The organism is Paenibacillus sp. J22R67, from assembly GCF_059692175.1.
Window position 1 is genome coordinate 994298 of record NZ_JCAUAX010000001.1, and the last position, 19080, is coordinate 1013377.

The window sequence follows — 19080 nt, forward strand, 5'->3', positions numbered from 1 at the left end:
TCAATCCTGTCTGGGGATGGGTGGGCATAGAAATACCCTGTCGGGTAGCCCGACAGGGTACTTAAAATTAGGCGCCTACTTTACCTAGGATAACTGTGAACTTAAGAATCTGCGTCCCGCCAACAAGATAAATATTAAATTGTTGAATGTTGTTCGTTGCAGGATTGCTGCTATTTGGATTGCGGGTATAAGCTAATGTAAAATTGGGATTAACAGAAACCGTATCTTGTTTAGCAGGATCGAGCTCTGTATAAATAATGTCACCGATAAATGACTGCAGACCGATAAAATCATTCGCTGGACCAATTTGATCTTGATTCGTAACAGCACTTGCACACGTTGTTGCTTTATTTTCTTTATCCTTACATACATTGGTGAATGTACCGTAGTTTGTAGCAGCCTGTAACTGCCCCATTAATTGCGTATCCCACAGATAGAGGCCGTTTAGCTGTAGTTTCTCACCTTCTTTTATCGTTTTTGGATTACCGCTCGATATTTTGATCGCTGTCGGGGCCATAGAATCGATACCTGATCCAAGGCTTTGTGTAAGTGACTTAACTCCGCTCGGAGTATCAAAGAAGACGGTAAGGTTGAATTTTCCACTGTCGAGACCAATGATTTTGCCGTTATTATAAGCCATAGCCTTCGGATTATCGGAAGTAACCGCTCTGACCTTAACGGAAAGACCTGTATCCAGACCTGCAGAATCCTTGGTTAAAATGGTGACACCTCTGGCAAGCGACGAATAGTTACTGAACAAGTAAGTCGCGTTCGTAACACTGTTGACTTTTGCGGCATCATACAATATTCTTCCTACTGCTAAGAGATCGCTGCTTGAGCCTAAATCTAGCGAATACGTTAGATTTGGGTAATTGACATCATCGACATCCACGATAATCGAATCGGTACTGAGCCTTTCTTGGATCTGCCCGTTTCCATCGAGATGAACTAACGTGGCCGTTACTTTGTAACTGCCCTTTTTGGTCGGATCCGTTTTGAAGTTGATCGATATACCGTCGCCACCACTTGCTTTGACAATATCCGTAATCTCCCTCATTACGACAGGAGTAGCATCAGTGAGCGTCACCGCTCCTGCTGTATAAACAGCTCCCGTAACACCGCTGAGCTTTTCCAGCTTCATCTCGACCTTGTAGTCATCGCGCTTCGTCGAGTACACCTGATCGAACTGATCATAAATTTTGAATACACCATTCGTTTTCGATTGCGACAAGGTGTTAATTAACAAAATGGTTCTCGCTGAATTTCCTTCATCAAGCTTAATGGTGTTAGGCTTACGAGCCGGTTCGATCATTAAGGGAAGGCTCACCGTTTGATTGAGTCCGTTCACTCGGACATAGACAGTGGCCGGTCCTGCGGACGTCACCTGCTTGACGTGAATAGTTCCATTAAGGTCTATAGCAACGTTGCGTGTAATATTTGTTTTCGGATCTGTACGAGTATTCGGACTCGCTTCCACAACTAGGCCACCTGTAGCATAAACGGAAATTTTACCAGTTGTTTCAAGCTCAGCTATTTCTGTTGAAGTTAACTCCTGATTTGACGAATCGACAATTTTCAAGCTTATCGATTTATCTTTATCGCCTTCTGTGAATGGCGTGGTAACGGGGCCGATCACAATGGAATAAGCTGTCTTCGGTGCTGCCACTGTGAAAGTCTGTGACACCGTTTCACCATTAAACATCAAATTTACAGTCACTTCTTTATTGCTGTCCAAATCCGAATACACGGCTAATTGCAGTTCTGGATAACCGTCGTTGTCAAAATCAACGAAATCATTGGGGCCATCCATTTTGAAAACATTGCCAATAGTCCCTGTAAAGGATTTGAATAATCCCATGTTCAAAATTTTCGGATCTATAATTCGATTGCCATACTGGTCATAAGCCTTAAAGGTGAGATACGCCCTTCCTCCGGCTTGAAACACCAGTTGACCAACGGGGAGCTTCAGATTGTTTTTGGGATCTCCTAAGTCAACTTTTTTCACTTGCGGCATGTCACCAATCGTGAACGTTTTGTTGACATTGAGATAACCGCTCTTTTCCAGTACGTTAACTGCAATCGTATTATCTGGCCGCAAATCGCTTAAATCCAAGATAATAGCGTTACTTTCAGCCAGGATCGTTGCCTGAACTTGTTTCGGCGCGCTTACATAAACATTTACATTGCTTGCCGATAACTTCATTGGCTCACCGTATTGGTTAACTGCCTTATATTCAATAAGTGCCTTGGACCATGGCAGCTTCTCTGTTGTTGTAACGAATTCAAATTTAGCTGCCCGCTCATTCTCTGGCATGAAACCCATCGTCCCGACGGCAACATCCACGCCACTCAATACGACTTGGTATTGGGCAAACTCTAAATCATCACTCATTTCAAGCGTAGCTGTCGTGCTGTCATCGGACCAAGTGGTTATCGGTTCGAATTTAACGGGCTTGTTGTCTGAATCTAGATAACCCATTTTCGTCACGTTCAAAACAGCCTTATTGCTGTCAACTTCACGATTTAACCTTACGGTTAATTTATTCTTGCCGATTACTTTTACTTCAGCAATTGAAGCTTTAGCAGGCTTAGCCGTAGTTAGATGAAGCTGGAGCGCTGCATAGGAAGCAAGTGCCAGCATTTTTCGAGTCACGGTAACGTTACCGCCAAATTTGCCGCCTGTCTGATTGGTCATGAGCTTTTGCTGCAGCGCATAAGTGACATAGCTCTTATAGTTAGCGTCTACCGTCTCATCTTTACTTGGAGCTGCCTTTTTCGCTTTATCATCCAAGCCAAGTCCTTTGATCAACAGCATAGCGAGCTCTTGACGAGATACGGTCGCTGTCGGATTGAACTTGTTATCAACCACGTCATAGGTGAGTTCCGCTTTCTTTAGCGCCTCAATATATGAACGTGAGGTATCATTCGTTTGGACGTCTGAGAAGCTTGATCCCGTAACCGCGTTGTCGATTGTCAATCCCAAAACGAGCGTTGCTGTTTTTGCTAACTGAGCTCGATTGATGGCATCATCCACACCAAAAGTATCCACAGACGACTTCTCAATCGCGTCCATTTTCAAGAGAACGTTGATTTTTTTCTTGTCATCCTTAGAAAGACTTTTCAAATCACTAAGTTGGTCAGCCAAATAAGTATCTGCCGTTACAGTTGGAGAAGCAGCCGGTTTCGTTGCTGATGGTTTGGCTGATGGTTTTGGAGACGGTTTTGGAGACGGTTTGGTTGATGGTTTTGGTGATTGTTTTGGCGATGGTGATGGTGATGGTACCGTTGTTGTGGCTGGCGTTTTTGGTGCAGCGGATTCTTCCGCACTGACAAAAGGGGCAAAGCAGTAACATAGCAGCATAAATGATAGTAACAGAGCAAGTTCTTTCCTCATTTCGTGCACCTCCCTATAAGATGATACCCCATTATAAAACGCTTACATTATGTGTAAAACAAAACTAATGCCTCAATGTAATCAGCCCCGCTCTCATTCGCTCATTTTCTTGCATGGACTAACTTTATTACAAAAACGTGACCGTATTATGGGGGCTTTTATGCAATTTTATAGGTTGTTTTATTCATCCTGCTGATGTTGTCAACTCCATGCAACGATGCAAAACAATACAAACCATCGTTCTTGGCTCCCAAATCGTGCAGCCGAATAAGAACCAGTAGTTCCCACTCAAGAGGAAAAAGCATTGTTTACCACTAGTTTCCAACTAGTTAAAATACCACGAATCCCACCAATAGCCGCTCAATCGTCTGACCTCCCAAGTAGCCACTTTTTGTTACGGACTCAGAAGCCGTTATTCCGCCAATTTTGGCTGAATTCGAATTGCTATCGGACTGAGGGGACGCTATCTATGTATTTTATCGCTGCTTGAGGCAATTTCATGGCCAATAGCGGCCCCAGAGTCCGTTAGATGCTAATCCTAGCCCAAAAACAGCAAATAGAGTTATCTGGGTCCGTTAGCGGGTGACCAGTGTGCAGGAGGTAAGCTAACAGCAGATAGAACTATCTGAGTCCGTTAACCGACGGCTAATGCTCCAAGTCACAACAACGAAGCTGGCGGTCGGAGTAAGAACACCACCAATAGTCGCCAACTAGTTAAAAGTCCCACGAGTCCCACCAATAGCCGATCACCCGTCTGCCCTTCCAAGTAGCCAATTTTTTGTTACGGACTCAGAAGCCGTTATTCCGCCAATTTCGGCTGAATTCGAAATGCTATCGGACTGAGGGGACGCTATATATGTATTTTATCGCTGCTTGAATGCTGCAGAAATACTAGGGGAGCTAACACCAAAACCTGACGGAACTTGATCCGTCAGGTTTTAATTTCACTTTTCGCACACACTCAAATTTGAATAAATACTTTTCCCGCTTCTATCTTCACCGGATACGTCTGCAAATCCACACAAGCAGGTACACGTTTCGCGACACCCGTTGGAATGTCAAAACGGCCATTATGCTTCGGACACTCGATAAGATTGCCCATGACTAAACCATTGGACAAATGAAACTTGCCATGGGTACAAAAACCATCCGATGCGTAGTAGTCGCCTTTCTCCGTGCGATAGATTGCAAAAGTCCGATCATGATGATCGAAACGAATGACATCTTCCATCTCCACTTCATCTGCCTGGCAGGCTTCGATCCACTCTCCGAGACTCATCCTAATTCGCTCCTTTCTTTCGACGCATGAGCAGGCCCGTACATATAGGGGCGCGCCGTTCTAGGAAGTGGTTTCACCACAACATAAGCAGGGTCTTGCTTTTGCATTCTTAAAGCACCAACGACCTCTTTCAGTGCTGCCCATAAACTCGGCCTCGCTGGAGGGCAATCGGATTTCATCTCCTCATGCAGCATTGGCAGCGCATGATAAGGGACCATCGGAAACATATGGTGCTCTGTGTGATAGTTCATGTTCCAATATAGAAACCGACAAATCGGATTCATATAAACCGTCCGAGTGTTCAAACGATGGTCGAGCACATCTTCGTAGAGACCTAAATGCTGCGTAATACCAAACAGGAGGACAACGATTCCACCATAAAAGGAAGGCAGAAACACGAACATTGCGGGTAATAGGCTGCCTGTATACAGGCATGCTGCAAGAACGGCAAGAATAATAAGCATGTAAATTCGTGCTTCGCGAAACGTTTTCCGGTGCTGTGAGGAAGGAATATACGCATTCTCCTGCTCATCCAGCTTGCCGAATGTATGGAGAAAAAATCGTTTGATCTCAATAGGCCCGCCATACAGATGGAAAATTTGCATAATAAGGATTTTCCAAATCGGAGGCCGTTCTGTAATGATTTCTGGATCACGTCCAACAATGATCGTGTCTGTATGATGGCGGGCATGACTCCACCGCCAAGGAGTAGCCGACCGCAGCACTAGAAAGGACGCAAACTGATACACGACCTCGTTCATCCAAGGTGTCTTGAAGGCCGTTCCGTGCCCGCACTCGTGCCATCTGGAATCGCCTGGCGTCGCATAGAGAATGCCATAAGCAAGAAAGGCAGGAATAGCCCACCAGGTTCCCCACGACAAGTAGGCAAGATATCCCAGAATCAGAAGCCCGCCAATCCAAATGATCGTGTCGCGAATGGCCGGGCCATCTTTCCTTTTCATCAATTCTTTCATCCGCTGACGAGGGATTGGGCACGTATACCACTCCGCATCCGCTAACCCGAGATCGATTGCCCGTTTATTCTCAGCTCCTGTGATGCTGTAGTCCCTTTTTTTCATTTTTACGGCCATGTCAAGTCACTCCTTCTTCCTTTACCTATTAACCGCCGATTGTCTTCAGCTTGTCGTCAAGGAATTTTTTCGCGCGCGGGATATCCTGCTCATCCAGATGCTCGATAATAATCGGAATATTCGGGTGCAGCTTAGACAGCTTTTGCAAATATAATTCATAGTTCAGAATGCCAAGGCCGGGAGCTGGGAGCTCAACGGCGCCTGCCCCCCGGAAGGTATGCGATTCGACCGCGTCGATTTCAGCATGTTTCTCTGACAAATCTTCAGCAGGTTTGCAGTCTTTGGCATGGGCAATTTTTATTTTATCCCCTAGCGTATGGAAAATGCAGTTCAGTGTCTCATCGACGTGGCCAATGTTGCTGTCCGTGAAGTAGTTAGTCGGGTCCATCAGCAGCCCGAGACCTGGATGATTGACATCCGAGAATAAACGAGTTAACGCGTCGACAGAGCCGATCACATTATTCACATAGTTTTCCACAAGGAATACCGATCCATGGTCATAAGCGAATTTAGCTAGATTTTCAATTTGGCTGCACGTCTCCTCATAGGCTTCTTCCGAGCCATTCTTCGGATCCCACACCCAATCGCTTTCGGTATTGTAAGTCCCCGTCTCACTGATGACGTACGGAGTCCCCAAATCACGGGCAAACTTCAGCAAAGTCTGCAAACCGAACAAATTCTGTTCTCGCTTCTTGGGGTCTGGATGAATGATGTTCGTATACCCGGAAATGCAGACAATCGGCAGATTAGCATCACGGAAGGCATCGCGAATACGGTGGCATTTTTCTTTCGTAAGCGTTTCGTAGGCAAGATCCATGTCTTTGAAAGACAAATCCAGTTGCACACAGGAGAACCCGTCTCTTTTCATACGGGAAATGGATTCCTCTAAGGAATACGGATAGTACCCATTAAAAATACCGACTGAGATCATTAGCAATTTCCTCCTAGTAAATTAAATTTGTTATTAGGAATTTGTTATTAGGAATCTGATACTTCGGAAAATAGGACCGTCCTGCCTTCAGCGATGGACTTGTAACAAGCGTCAACCGCTGCCATTGACTTCAAATTGTCCCTGCCGCCAATTTCCGGCTCGCTGTCTGATTCGACCGCCCGCAGCAGCTGCGCCATCGTGCCTTGGAAAGCATCCGGAAACCAGACTTCGTCCCATTTTGGCCGGAACCACTGATTCGGTGCTTGTGTCGTCGTAAATTCTAATGTGCTTGGCGATCTCTCTGGATAAACCGGCCACCCGATCGTGCCCTGAGCCATACCGCTGAACCCCTCAACCCGCCATTTGATGTAAATATCCTTCTCTGTCCCTTCACCGGGCCATGCCCAGACGTCGTCCAGACTGGTCGCCATTAACTCGTTCGCATACTGGAACGTATATTGCGATATCCCGTCTATATGCGGGAATTTGGTCCTGGGATCGCTACGCGTAACGGCTGTAACTTTGTGCGGATCGCCGAACAAATACCTGAACACATCAATATGATGAATTCCCATGTTGAGAATCTCAAGATGCTCATACTTATGCAGGAAGTCCTGCCAATGCGGAATTGCGCGCATTTCTACCGTCGCTAGTACCGGCTGCCCTAGATAACCCTGGTCAAGAATCGTCTTGAGGGCACGCATCGACTGGTCGTAGCGCATGTTGGAATTGACGGCGATTTTGATACCCGCATTCTCGCAAAGGTCCACGATTTCCCGAGCTTCCTTAGAATTCATAGCCAGCGGTTTTTGACACAAAATGCCCTTGATATGCTTCATCTTCACCGCAAGACGGACAACTTCAAGCTGCCGGTCCGGTGGAAAAGCGATATCCAGTATCTCGATATCCGAGTCCTGAACCAGCTCCTCCCACGTCCTGTGCACAGTCCTAATGTTCCTCAGTTCTGCAACCGCCTTGGCGTTATCGTAGGTTCGCGATGCAATCGCCACTGGATTAAAGCCAGCATCACGATAAGCCACAAGATGACAGTCTCGCATAATGAACCCGGAACCGATGCAGCCGATTCTGAAATCTTTGCGTGCCGGCATTTCCGGCCTGATATTCAAATCCAAGTTATCCATGCGCTGCGCCTCCTCTTTTCTCCATCCACATCCCTGTCGTGAATCGGACTTGTTCACCTGCCCGTATGCCTCGGGCTCCTGTCAGCTCGTGCTCGTAAGGAAGATTGAATGCATCTGTAACATACGTGTAAGGCTCCAGAGAATAAGCCGATGCCCAATCGGGTCGAAATAGGACCACATAAGGAAAGGTTTGATCGAACTGGTAAGCAATCGTATAGCCCCGATTTATCATTTCGATCCGACATGTACGATCCGCAGCCTGCCCCATGGATATCAGTGAACAGCCAAGCAGCGGATAGTTCTCGATTGGGACGCCCTCACGAAGCTCTCGGCTGAAAGCCGATTCCTCCGGCATACCCATTACGAATGCCTGATTCGTAACGGGCCATTCCGCAGCCGCAGGTATACGAAGAGCAATCTCTTCTCCACTCCCGAACGGAACTGCAAAGTAAGGATGCAACCCAAATGCGAACGGTGCTTCTTCCACGCCTTCGTTCGCAATCTCTCCTTCCAGATGAAGTCGTCCATCCCGCAGCCGATATGTCATCGTGAAGACTAACATATGGGGAAAATAGGCCATGATCTCTGGATGTTCTGCGTAACGAAATTGGCTGGTCACCCAAGCTCCTTCTTCCTCTGAAGCGCCGTAGCCAATCACTTTCCATGCCTTGGAACAAATTTCACCGTGTAAATGATGGTCAGGAGGCTCGTTCAGAGGCAGCTGATACTCACGCCCCTTGAATGTAAATCGACCCTTCTTCACCCTGTTCGGTGGAGATAAAAGGGGGGTGCCATATTTAAACACCTCATCCGATTCCTGCCGCAGAGAAGCTAAGTTCGCAGGAGGCATAAGGACCTCATACCCGCCGCATGTGAAACGATAGAGATTATTACCGATTGCCGGAAGCAGTTCCGCGGAGGAACGGCTTCCTTCGTCTGTTAACAGGATGATCGAGAATCCCTCTTTGCGAACAGGGCATGCCCCATATTTGCTCATTGGCCCCTCCTTTTACCAATAAAATTCCTCTTGCAATCGGCGATACTGACCTGTACGGAGTGGTGCTTTTTCAAATATTTTCCGGTTATTATAAAAGGGATGATGCGTCCCAGCCGGGCTCAAATGAATGACATCATCCCCGCGCCACCGAGTAATAAACTCCTGGCCAACCGCTTTCTCTATGGTTTGGCGCTCACTAAGCGGAAAGGTCAACGTGATTTTCTCTCCCACCTGGACTTGACCCAACGCTAGGAAACGCTGGTTCACCCACATACTTGGTTCGCTGCCGGACTGTGTTCTAACGCTATCCCCAAGCTCTCGGTAAACCTCTACCTTCGCATAGCCAGCCCATTCGGGAATACGAACGAGTAGTCTAGGTAAGCTGCGATGAATCTCCAATTCCACACGGCCCTCGTGAGGCAGATGACTGGAAACATCAAGCCAACGGGAGCCTCTGCTGAGCAGAAAGTTCACACTGATGGTCCCGTTATGCTCCGTAATCGTATTGCTCCATCCCATGAATAAACCGCGTGTCCCTGAACCGATACAGCAGGTCTGCAGATCGCTGGTATGCCCTCTGCCTCCGCTTACATTACAACAGAAATCGTTCGGAGCGGAGTATCCGGCGAACGCGCCACGCGTGCGCTCCGCCACGTTGAAGTAAGATTTCATCCCAACATCGTCATTCGCTTTGCTGTCAGCTCCTACAACCCAATCCAGAGTCAGCAGCTGCGACTCCGTTAAGTGATTGCGCAGGAAACGTTCGACGATCCCCCAGTACTCGACATATCCGACTCTAGCCAGCGTAATTCCCGTAGAGATCAAGTCAACAAGCGAGCAGGTTTCATGCTCAAATGCTTGTTCGTGCATATCGCCAGGCGTCCAGCCAAACGTTGTACAGCGTGTTAACGCCCAATCATAGCTCTTCTTGACGAAATGGATGATCGAAGCGTCCTGGGTATGCATAGCAAACCGCGCGAGCGCATCAAGTGTACCAATACGGGTATGGAAATGACCGCTGCGATAGGCTAGCGAATCGTTGAAGCTGCCATCCGGATTGAAAACGCCGCTGCGATGAACGATCAGCGCGGAGAAGAACTGACACAGCTCGAAAGCATCCATGTTCCCTGTCAGCTCATAATACTTAAGCAAGGGCATGACCAAACGACCGCAGAAAGCAGCTGGGTCCGGAGCTAATCGAAGCTGGACCGCGTTCGTCGATGGCCAGCCATTCACGGTGTACTCAGAAGCTGGATAGTACCATACGTCTTTCTCTTTAATAGCGATACGTTTGAGCGCAGCCACATGTTTATCAGCAACATGCTTGATCTTGCGGTCGCCTGTTGACATAAACCAGGAGGTCAACGCGAGTATGACGGCCCGTTGGTCAATCAAGTTAGCGTTTGTTTCCCACGGCGCCTTCGGATTGATTTGCCGGTAGCTGAGTCCATCTTCTTTAAAAAAGCTAAGGAAATTGGCTCTGTAACGCTCCTCAATGTCTCGTCCCCGCTCGTCTCCTGACATATGCCTAGCCAAGATGAGGGCATCCACCAAACGACCGTGACTGGAGCCGTAATCCCAATCCCCATGCGTCAAAAACGCTGGCTTCTCCATTAAATTCGCTGCAAAAAAAGGAATATATCCGAAATCCTCATCCGCCATGCCAATAATGGCGCTAAGCACGTGCCCTGCCCGCTCTTCGAGCAGAAGGGTATCCGGTATTTGTTTCGTTTCCTCGCTAATCATCGACAATTGCTCCTTCGCTATACTTTGATAGGAGGGATAAGCACAATCTTGCCATCCTCCACGGTAACTTTCACTTTGTTCGCTTCTTTCATTCCGATGGTCTCCAGATAGCTCGCAGGAATTTGCAGCCGACCTGCTTGGTCAAGCACCGCATACTCGACGTGAGACTCTTCTTCTTGCTCTTCAATGCCTTCTTCTAGATCCAATAGTTCTTGCTCATACGACTTACGCCGCAAAATTTCTGACGACGTTCTTCCGTCCCGGATAGCCACCACACGATCCACTTTCTTAGCAAGCATCGGATCATGTGTCACGATTACGATGGTGAGTCCCAGTTCTCGGGACAGCTTCCTGAACAAATCAAGGATCTGGTTGGCCATGCGTGTATCGACCGACCCCGTGGGTTCATCCGCAAGCAGCAGCTTCGGATGATTCGCAAGGGCAATCGCAATCGCTACGCGCTGCTGCTCACCACCGGATAACTGGTTCAATTTGTTATTCCTTCGATGGCTAAGCCCCACAGCTTCAAGCAGCTCAAGCGCACGCTCCCGTTTCCGTTTGCCCTGCAGAAGGATGGGCAGCTCCACATTTTCCTGTGCTGTCAAATAGGGAATTAAGTTGCGCGCATTATTTTGCCAAACGAAACCAACCGACTCGCGCTTATATTTGACAAGGTCCTTCTCGCGAATACTTAGCAGGTCCTTGCCATCTACGATCAAACGCCCTGCGGAAGGACGGTCAAGTCCTCCAAGCATATTCAGCAGCGTTGATTTGCCGCTGCCGCTGTTGCCGATAATGGCCATCAGTTCGCCAGCTTCCACATGCAGATCCAACCCCTGCAAGGCCACAACTTCCAAATCAGCAATTTTGTAAATTTTAACCAGATTATCGCAATGTATCATCTTAATCCTCCCCAAGCTTCACGGCTTGATGTATCCGGATACGCGAGACGATATGTCCAAGCACCACAAGTCCAATGGAGATCATGACAGTAACAATCCCATACAGCCGCTGATGGTCGCGTGGATCGAACGTAACTTGAAACGGAGGTACCTGCGTGCTGGGATCGAATGACAACTCGAATAAGGGAACAAACAAGTGACTTGCGACGTTGCCTGTCATCATCCCAATAAGAATCGCTGCTCCTGATACCATCACTTGTTCACCAATCAGCATGCCAATCAATTGAGCGACGGAAACACCCATGGCCCTGAAAATCCCGAACTGCAGCGTCCGAGCGGATAACGATAATACCCAGTAGAGTAAGAATCCGAAGAAGCAAACGACAACCGAAATAATGAACCCTAAGGTCATCACACCGTTAATCGCCAGTTGAAAAGGATCTTTGACAGCCAAGATCTGCGCTTGCTTCGCATCCGTCAACGACTCGATATCATATCCATGCTGGGTCACGGCCTGATAGACGGCTTGACTGCTTGCTTCCGGTTTCAGTTTCATCCAAACCTCATAAGGCTCGATCCCAATGTTGTTCTGAATGTAAGTAAGATGACCAACGATCAGCATCGGTTTCTTTACCTTCGTTGTCGTGCCTTGCTTCGTGGTAACCGAAATCGTATCGCCTGCTCCAGGATTAGGATTCCAGGACGGCCAATAATCAATGATCCCAAAGACGGTAACAGAGGCAGACTCGAGATTCTGCCAACCGACAGACAGAGTGTCTCCTACTTTAACGCCATATTCTTCTGCAATTGACTTAGAGATCAAAACCGCTGAAGGATTTTTGGCAATAAGATTTAAATACTCGTTAATATGATGATCGAGCAAATGATCTCTTAACCAAGCCGTCTCACCGAATGCTTTCGTGTCAATACCCATCAGCTGGACGGTTGCATTCGTTTTGCCTTTGGTGAACGATGCATCCTTTCTGACATACACCTTCGCTGCATGTTCCACCCCTGGGAACTGGGTAAATGGCAGGAAAGATGGCTCGCTATATTGAACCTTTGGAGGTGCACTCACGGGTTCGTCTTCCGATGAGGTTTCCAAAGACGTGCTGTCATCCCCCGAATCCTCTGCACCAAACAAGATAGCCGGTGGCGCATCATTTTCCCAATGAATCTTCATGACAATATCGGCGCCAGCGGAATACCGGATTTTGTCCGTCGTATTCTGATTGATCGTTCGTGTGGCGCTTGCGCTGAAAAGTCCAGTTGCAATCGTAATGATGAGAAACACCATGATAAATTGATATTGAATAATCGAACGGCTCACCTGGATTAAAGTCGTGTATATCGTTGGCGGCCACCAGCGTTTACCGATTTTGTACAAAAGCTTCATGAACAAAGGATACAAGCGCAGCACAAGCAGTCCGAGTCCGAAAATAAACATCGCAGGAATGAGAAACAACAGCGGATCTACTCTTAAATCACCTGATTTTAAGCCCAGTGAGAGGATATCTTTGACCCTTGTTTTGTAATTCTGCAATCCGTATAACGAAATACCGATGATCGCAATATCGAGAAAAAACCGATGCCAAAAAGACTGTTTCTGCATTCTCGCTGTTTGCTGTTTGTGGCCGACAATGGTTACTCTTGTTGCAAGGATGACGGGAATAAGCGTCATGACAAGCGATGCCGAGATTGCGACTAACGCATACAGAAAGGCATCCTGATTAAGTTCGGTTTCTAACTTAGCGCGCTGAACAAATTCAAGAAATCCGCTAGATGCTCCTAATAGACTAGTAATTAACTCACCGAAATACGGCCCGACCGCAAAGGCAATCGCTCCAAGCACCACGCCTTCAACAGCGTAACTAAGAACAATTTGTGTGCGGCTAGCTCCCCGGCTTCGCAGCACGGCAATTTCCGTTTTTTGCCTTTCCGTGATGAGGTTGGCCACCATGAATAAGTAAAAAGCGAGCATCAGCATAACAGGCACATTAAGTGACCATAACATTTTCCGCAAATTCGCTTCTTTTACATAGTAGTTAGTAAGTGTTTGTAGTGCTGGCACGTTTTTATTATGATTCTCATAATGAGCATCCATATAGGTATTGATTGCTTGATCGTTGTAGAGAAATCCGTCGGCAGATGCCAGCGTCAACAGCTTGTAGTCAAGTGCGAAGTACCAATAGCTGGACTGAACATTCAGCTTGCCGTCCACCGTGAACGCTTTCTCAAACAGATTAAAGTCAATGAGGAAGCTATTCTTATAACTGCTTGTATTGTTGTACCAAAATGTATCGGTATAGTCCTTGCGATCAAACACGCCAACAGGTTTAATGGAAATGGGTTCCTTCAAGCCCGCATCTTTGATAATGAAAACCGTGTTCAGCACCATCCCGAGTTCAGTTAACGATTCCGGGGCAACAAGTGCTTCATACACGCCGTTAACCGGTTCTTTCGCCGGTAATCGTCCATCCACTAGCTTGATGTGACTTTCCATGCCATCAATCGCAGAAATATCGGCCGACCTTTGAACATTGATATCGATTTTATCTGGTTGCGCCGGCATTAAATTGTAGCGCTGTGTCGCTCTTTCGCGAACGAAAGTCTGTACGGGGATGCCGAATCGTCCCTCTCTTTCCTTCAAAAACTGCTCCGTTTCTGATATCGTGACATGTTTCGGTTGTTTTTCTTGCGCGGAAAAAGATGCCGACAGCCAATAAATGCCCGGATATTGATTGCTGCCCAGCTGCAGCTGCTGCATTTCTTGAATGAGTAGTCTTTGCAAAATGGCACTCGTATAAATCGGCATGCTGCTCGCCAGTGCGACAGACAGCACAAGCCCGAACAACAAGCTAAGCTCAAGCCATTTATTATTGATCATTTTGCGCAAGATCATGATAAATAACGCCAATGTCTTAGCCTCCTAGTTGTTCAGGATAATCTGCTGCCCTTCGGTTAACCCTTTGCGTATTTCCACTTCTGTTGCCGCAACGATTCCTTTTTCTACATCAATTTCCTTGCGGCTCTCACCATCGAGCACCTGTACAAAGTCGCGCCCCATATAGTTGCGAAGTCCTGACCTTGGGATTACCATCACCTGATCTCGCTTCTGGGTTACGATCGTGATATCAGCCTGATTGCCAATCACGACATCCGGAGGTAACCCTGTCACTTGGATGTAGACGGCTTTCGCATTTTTGTCCTGAATCGCTTTATTACTGTTCGGCGGTGCGGAGAGAGGGGTTTGAACAACCTTCCCTGGATAGGTCTTATCTTTGATTTTCACCGTTACTTCCATGCCAACTTCGACTCCTGCCAAATCATTCGTACTAGATGCCGTATAAACAAGCTTCATCTGTTTCTGATCTGAAAGTGTGATGACTTGTTTGTAGGCAACGACTTGATCCCCGGGCTGAAGCGTATCGATGAACGTCACGATCCCATCAATCGTAGAAGTCAGTCTTGTATTCTGAACCTGGTTCTCCAGCGATTCCAATTGCAGCTGGGCGCTTTCCATGTCGAGCAGTTTCATTTGGATATCGGGATCATCGCCATCCTTTTCCGCCATCGCTTGCTGGAGTGAAATTTTTAATTTCTCAATGGCGATTTGCTGAAGTTTAACCTTCATTTCCAAATCCGACGTTTCTGTTGTTGCCAGTATGTCCCCGGCTTTTACCTGATCACCCAGTTTCACGTTGATTTTCTTCAAACGTCCACCAGACTCCGAATAAAATAAATAGTCCATTTTATCGGAAGCAAATGTAGCGACACCCGTAATTTGCTGGGTAATATTACTGCGTTTCACCGTGTACAGGCTTAAAGTTTCCTTCGCCGGCTCCACAAGCGGCGGTTTCAACTCGTCTTCTTCAACCGGCAGGAGCGCGCATCCCGCTAACACCCACGCCATGCAGCATATGCCGATAATCGGCCATACGGCGCGTTTAAGTCGCATCGACAATTTGTCCATCCTCCAATGCGTAAACATGATCGGCATAACTCATAATGGCGGGATCGTGTGTCGTGAGAATGATCGTCATTCCCTCATGCTGCACCAAATCTTTGAATACCCGCATTACTTGTGCACCCATCTTGCTGTCTAATTCGGCCGTCGGCTCGTCAGCGAGAATTAACGTCGGTTTATGGGCAATCGCTCTTGCAATAGCCACACGCTGCTGCTCTCCCCCTGACATTTCGAACGGCCTATGCTTCATTCTTGCCTTTAGCCCCACATACTCAAGAGCACTTTCCGTGTAACTCTTAAAGTTCACAGACTTCACGCCGGCAATACGCAAGCCAAACTCTACATTCTCATACGCCGTCATTAAAGGAACAAGGCCAAAAGATTGAAAAATAAGCCCCATATCCTTGCGCCGGAGGGCATTACGTTTGCTCTCGGAATATCCGCTGATTTCATTGCCGCCAAAGAAAACGCGCCCTTCTGTCGGTTTATCCAGCGCACCCAAAATATTAATTAATGTGGTTTTGCCAGAGCCTGAACGACCCCTGAGAGCAATAAGCTGCTTAGACGGAATACTTAGGCTCGCTCCTCGCAAGGCATGAACGGCAGCTGAGCCGCGTCCAAATATGCGGGTAACACCTTCGGCCTTAACAAGAGGTGAAGAGCTTGCTTGTTGCTGCTGTGCATTCATGACCACTCACGCTCCTATATGTGCGGATTTGGCTAGAGAAAGAACTCCAGTTCGAAAACTGGAGTTCGACATGTTGATTCAAAGCTATTAGCCGTTTTGCAGCGTCCACAAAACAAGGGCATCCAAAAGCTTCCAACTATCTTCTGTAGAGTTATCATAATTACCGGCAAAAGAGAAGAAGGAAAGTCGTGCTTGCACCTCATAGCCGCTATCCGAGTGCGTTCCTTTGTTGTAATAGAAAATGGTTGCTTCTTTCGGTTTTCCTGGGATGGTTGCTACGACAGTAGCTTCCTTGCCTGGAAGGCCATAAGCGATAGCTGTTTTTGGATCCGTAGTTAATAGAAGGTCCACGTCTCCTGAGAGTCCAGCCGCAGCCTTATCTTTCGGTTCTGCAATTGTAGTAGATGTGATATTATACTCGTTTGTATTTTCTTCTTGTGATGAAAGTCCGAGATAGTACATGCCGTGATTTTTCAAATAGACCGTTGGAATCGCAACATCTTTCATAATGCCGGAACGAAGATATTTGGAGTTTAACGTGTTGCTGACAATAACCATATCGTAGCCATCCGCTTTGTCAGCCGTAAATTTATCACAATTGACCCATGTCACTCTAAAACCAAGATCTTTCATGCGATTAATGATTTTCTCATCATCTGGATTTTCTTTCAGCTGTGTCATTTGCGAGCTTTGACGAGTGATGAAGAGCATTTTTTTACCTTCTGCGGAAACTTCGCCAGCTGGCGCTGCTGGATCATCTTGTTCATCTCCAGGCTGCGGCTGAACTTCTGGTTCATCTGTTTCTTCTGGCACACTGCCAGTAAGAATTTGTTTCGCTGCAAAGCTTGCAAGAGCCAACATTTTGCGTGTAGCGGATGTTTTTCCGTTGAACTTATCTGCTGATTGATTCGCTAGCAAGTTTTTCTCAAGTGCAAGTGAGACATAACCTTTTGCCCAATCATCTACGGTAGAATCATCAACTGGCTCAGCCGAGCTAGCATCAGCATCCAAGCCTAATCCGCGAATCAGGAACGCCGCAAGCTCTTGGCGGGAAACTTCACCAGCCGGTTTGTACGTTTTGCCTTCCTCATCGTAACCATTCGTAAGTCCTGCCTTCTTCAATGCCTCAATGTAAGGAAGCGCATAGGAATTGGCTGGATCATCGCTACTAACGTCACTAAAGGAAGAAACCGTTAGTGTGTCGTCAACTTCAAGGTCAAAAATAATAGCAGCTACTTTCGCAAATTGTGCCCGATTCATCCGAGCGTCAAGTCCGAATGTATCTTCCGTCAACCCATTAAAAACGCCATCTTGAATAAGTGAATCGAATTTATCCTTATCTGCTTGCGGTAAATTCTTCAAATCTTTGAAGTCGTCAACACTTTTGACTGCTGCGGCTGGCGTATCCGTGTCTGCTGCAAAAGCAAACGGCAGGACAGTTAAGGACATGAGTAGGATAGATAATAACGAGAATACAAATTTTTTCAAGTGAATTCACCTTCCTAAATATGATTTGTGAGGTATCTCAGGTTTGCTGGTAAACGGTTACTTCGTTGGGCTCGCTGCCTTATTAATCTCCGTTTTCGCTGCCTTCAATGTGTCAATTGCTTTGGTAGCTTGTTCTTGTACCATACGAATCGCTGTTACCGAGTCTTTGGACTCATTGAAGATCAGCGGTTGGAATACACCTTGGACAGGGACATCATACCAAACTAAATCTTGCTGACGTGCAGCGGGAGGCATCGCATTTTTACCATAAAAAATAGATTCCACATGCTTACCTTGCATTTGCGGCAGGTTCTTACCAAATGCTGCTTTCACGGCATCCGTCTCAAGAGGTCCAATGACGCCCTCTTTGGCCAGATCGATTTGATGCTCTTCCGAAAGCAGCGCAGCCATCACCTGGAAGGCAAGGTCTTTCTTCTTAGACTGCTTCGTGATGTACATCGAATAGACGTTAGGCTGATATCTCGTGTTTGGAGCATCGCTCAAAGAAGGCACAGAGGCAATGTCAAAGTTCAGATTCTTGTTTTCCTCGTAGAATTTGACCAAATGATCGCTTACTGTTGCAACACCCATCGCGATAGTCGGTTTTGAAGCAAATGTTTCCACGGTATCAAACTGATTCGCAGGGATTTCATAGAACCTACGCATATTGTCTACTAGCTTCTTCCAACCCGCGTCACTCATATCCCCTTTATCCTCAGTTTTGCTTAATGCAGAAAGCGACAACTGATTATAATTGAGATAATGACCTGGATTTTGTGAAAAACCTTTGTACGTGATGTCACCTTCAACGCGTGTCAGCTTTTTCGCTAACTCATAAATCTCGTCATAGGTCATGCCATCCTTCGGATAATCAACACCGAATTTATCGAAAATATCTTTGTTATAAAATAAAGCGAAATCGTTGTTATAGAACGGCAGCCCGTATATTTTGCCATCTGGAGTTAAATTTTTCACTTGCGCCATGTGGGCCGGATTTAATTTACTTGTATCGAAGTTATACTTTTTGATCAAATCGGAAATATCATATTGAAGGTCGTTATTAATCAATTGACCTTGTACGTTACGCCTTGTGTCGTCAATAATGATGTCAGGAATGGTTCCGGCTGCAATCAAATCTTTGTGCTGTCTGCCAGGATTATCCCAATGCACGTGTTTGATCGTAATATCCGGGAACTTCTTTTTAATGTAGTCGCCAATTTGCTTCTGGAAAATATCTTCCTTGACGTAATAGGCTGGCCATACGGTATAAATAAACAATTCATTATCAGGTGACGTCTGGGTTTGCGCCACATTCTTCTCATCAGATCCACCTGGTTTCGTACTTGGAGCTGCCTCGTTCGTGCAACCAGCCGCCATCGCAAGCGTGAGTGCAAGAGCTAGGCTTACTTTTACTCGTTTCATTACGATTATTACCTCCTTCATGAACGAAAAGTA

General features: G+C 46.8%; 13 protein-coding genes. All 13 read right to left on the reverse strand.

All coding sequences use genetic code 11. The features are described from left to right. Positions 1–67: 67 nt before the first annotated feature. On the reverse strand, positions 68–3394 hold the full coding sequence (locus AC58VC_RS04580; RefSeq protein WP_497367630.1) for an S-layer homology domain-containing protein: 3327 nt from the start codon (positions 3392–3394) through the stop codon (positions 68–70). Positions 3395–4355: 961 nt separating this feature from the next. Next, positions 4356–4673 carry a MocE family 2Fe-2S type ferredoxin gene (locus AC58VC_RS04585; protein ID WP_497367631.1) on the reverse strand — a complete coding sequence of 106 codons (318 nt, stop codon included), beginning with the start codon at positions 4671–4673 and terminating at the stop codon, positions 4356–4358. Then, positions 4670–5764 (reverse strand): fatty acid desaturase family protein, encoded by a 1095-nt coding sequence (locus AC58VC_RS04590; RefSeq protein WP_497367632.1) that lies wholly within the window; start codon positions 5762–5764, stop codon positions 4670–4672. The genes AC58VC_RS04585 and AC58VC_RS04590 overlap by 4 nt, the downstream gene beginning before the upstream one ends. 28 nt (positions 5765–5792) lie before the next feature. After that, a complete protein-coding gene (locus AC58VC_RS04595) occupies positions 5793–6695 on the reverse strand; it encodes a sugar phosphate isomerase/epimerase family protein (RefSeq protein ID WP_497367633.1) in 903 nt (300 codons plus the stop codon). A gap of 47 nt (positions 6696–6742) precedes the next feature. Then, positions 6743–7837 (reverse strand): Gfo/Idh/MocA family protein, encoded by a 1095-nt coding sequence (locus AC58VC_RS04600; protein ID WP_497367634.1) that lies wholly within the window; start codon positions 7835–7837, stop codon positions 6743–6745. Next, on the reverse strand, positions 7830–8834 hold the full coding sequence (locus AC58VC_RS04605) for an aldose 1-epimerase (RefSeq protein WP_497367635.1): 1005 nt from the start codon (positions 8832–8834) through the stop codon (positions 7830–7832). Before AC58VC_RS04605 ends, AC58VC_RS04600 begins: the two co-directional genes overlap by 8 nt. A 12-nt stretch (positions 8835–8846) precedes the next feature. Further along, entirely contained in the window at positions 8847–10580 is a 1734-nt protein-coding gene (locus AC58VC_RS04610; protein ID WP_497367636.1) for a glycoside hydrolase family protein, read from the reverse strand. A 17-nt stretch (positions 10581–10597) separates the two neighbouring features. Then, positions 10598–11482, reverse strand: coding sequence for an ABC transporter ATP-binding protein (locus AC58VC_RS04615; RefSeq protein ID WP_161407307.1), 885 nt, complete (start codon positions 11480–11482; stop codon positions 10598–10600). 1 nt (position 11483) lies between these two features. Beyond that, entirely contained in the window at positions 11484–14399 is a 2916-nt protein-coding gene (locus tag AC58VC_RS04620) for an ABC transporter permease (RefSeq protein WP_497367637.1), read from the reverse strand. A gap of 12 nt (positions 14400–14411) precedes the next feature. Beyond that, positions 14412–15440, reverse strand: coding sequence for an efflux RND transporter periplasmic adaptor subunit (locus tag AC58VC_RS04625; protein WP_497367907.1), 1029 nt, complete (start codon positions 15438–15440; stop codon positions 14412–14414). Then, positions 15430–16137, reverse strand: a complete 708-nt coding sequence (locus tag AC58VC_RS04630; RefSeq protein WP_497367638.1) for an ABC transporter ATP-binding protein — start codon at positions 16135–16137, stop codon at positions 15430–15432. The genes AC58VC_RS04625 and AC58VC_RS04630 overlap by 11 nt, the downstream gene beginning before the upstream one ends. An 87-nt stretch (positions 16138–16224) precedes the next feature. Next, complete coding sequence (locus tag AC58VC_RS04635) at positions 16225–17625, reverse strand: S-layer homology domain-containing protein (RefSeq protein ID WP_497367639.1); 1401 nt, start codon at positions 17623–17625, stop codon at positions 16225–16227. Between the two features lie 57 nt (positions 17626–17682). Next, positions 17683–19047: an ABC transporter substrate-binding protein gene (locus AC58VC_RS04640; protein WP_497367640.1), complete on the reverse strand. Its 1365-nt coding sequence runs from the start codon at positions 19045–19047 to the stop codon at positions 17683–17685. Positions 19048–19080 lie beyond the last annotated feature (33 nt).

What these genes read in the sequence shown, in the direction of transcription:
- AC58VC_RS04600 (WP_497367634.1), bottom strand. Translation starts at nt 7,837, where the DNA reads ATGGATAACTTGGATTTGAATATCAGGCCGGAAATGCCGGCACGCAAA.
- AC58VC_RS04605 (WP_497367635.1), bottom strand. Translation starts at nt 8,834, where the DNA reads ATGAGCAAATATGGGGCATGCCCTGTTCGCAAAGAGGGATTCTCGATC.
- AC58VC_RS04615 (WP_161407307.1), bottom strand. Translation starts at nt 11,482, where the DNA reads ATGATACATTGCGATAATCTGGTTAAAATTTACAAAATTGCTGATTTG.
- AC58VC_RS04595 (WP_497367633.1), bottom strand. Translation starts at nt 6,695, where the DNA reads ATGATCTCAGTCGGTATTTTTAATGGGTACTATCCGTATTCCTTAGAG.
- AC58VC_RS04630 (WP_497367638.1), bottom strand. Translation starts at nt 16,137, where the DNA reads ATGAATGCACAGCAGCAACAAGCAAGCTCTTCACCTCTTGTTAAGGCC.
- AC58VC_RS04625 (WP_497367907.1), bottom strand. Translation starts at nt 15,440, where the DNA reads ATGCGACTTAAACGCGCCGTATGGCCGATTATCGGCATATGCTGCATG.
- AC58VC_RS04610 (WP_497367636.1), bottom strand. Translation starts at nt 10,580, where the DNA reads ATGATTAGCGAGGAAACGAAACAAATACCGGATACCCTTCTGCTCGAA.
- AC58VC_RS04585 (WP_497367631.1), bottom strand. Translation starts at nt 4,673, where the DNA reads ATGAGTCTCGGAGAGTGGATCGAAGCCTGCCAGGCAGATGAAGTGGAG.
- AC58VC_RS04640 (WP_497367640.1), bottom strand. Translation starts at nt 19,047, where the DNA reads ATGAAACGAGTAAAAGTAAGCCTAGCTCTTGCACTCACGCTTGCGATG.
- AC58VC_RS04580 (WP_497367630.1), bottom strand. Translation starts at nt 3,394, where the DNA reads ATGAGGAAAGAACTTGCTCTGTTACTATCATTTATGCTGCTATGTTAC.
- AC58VC_RS04590 (WP_497367632.1), bottom strand. Translation starts at nt 5,764, where the DNA reads ATGGCCGTAAAAATGAAAAAAAGGGACTACAGCATCACAGGAGCTGAG.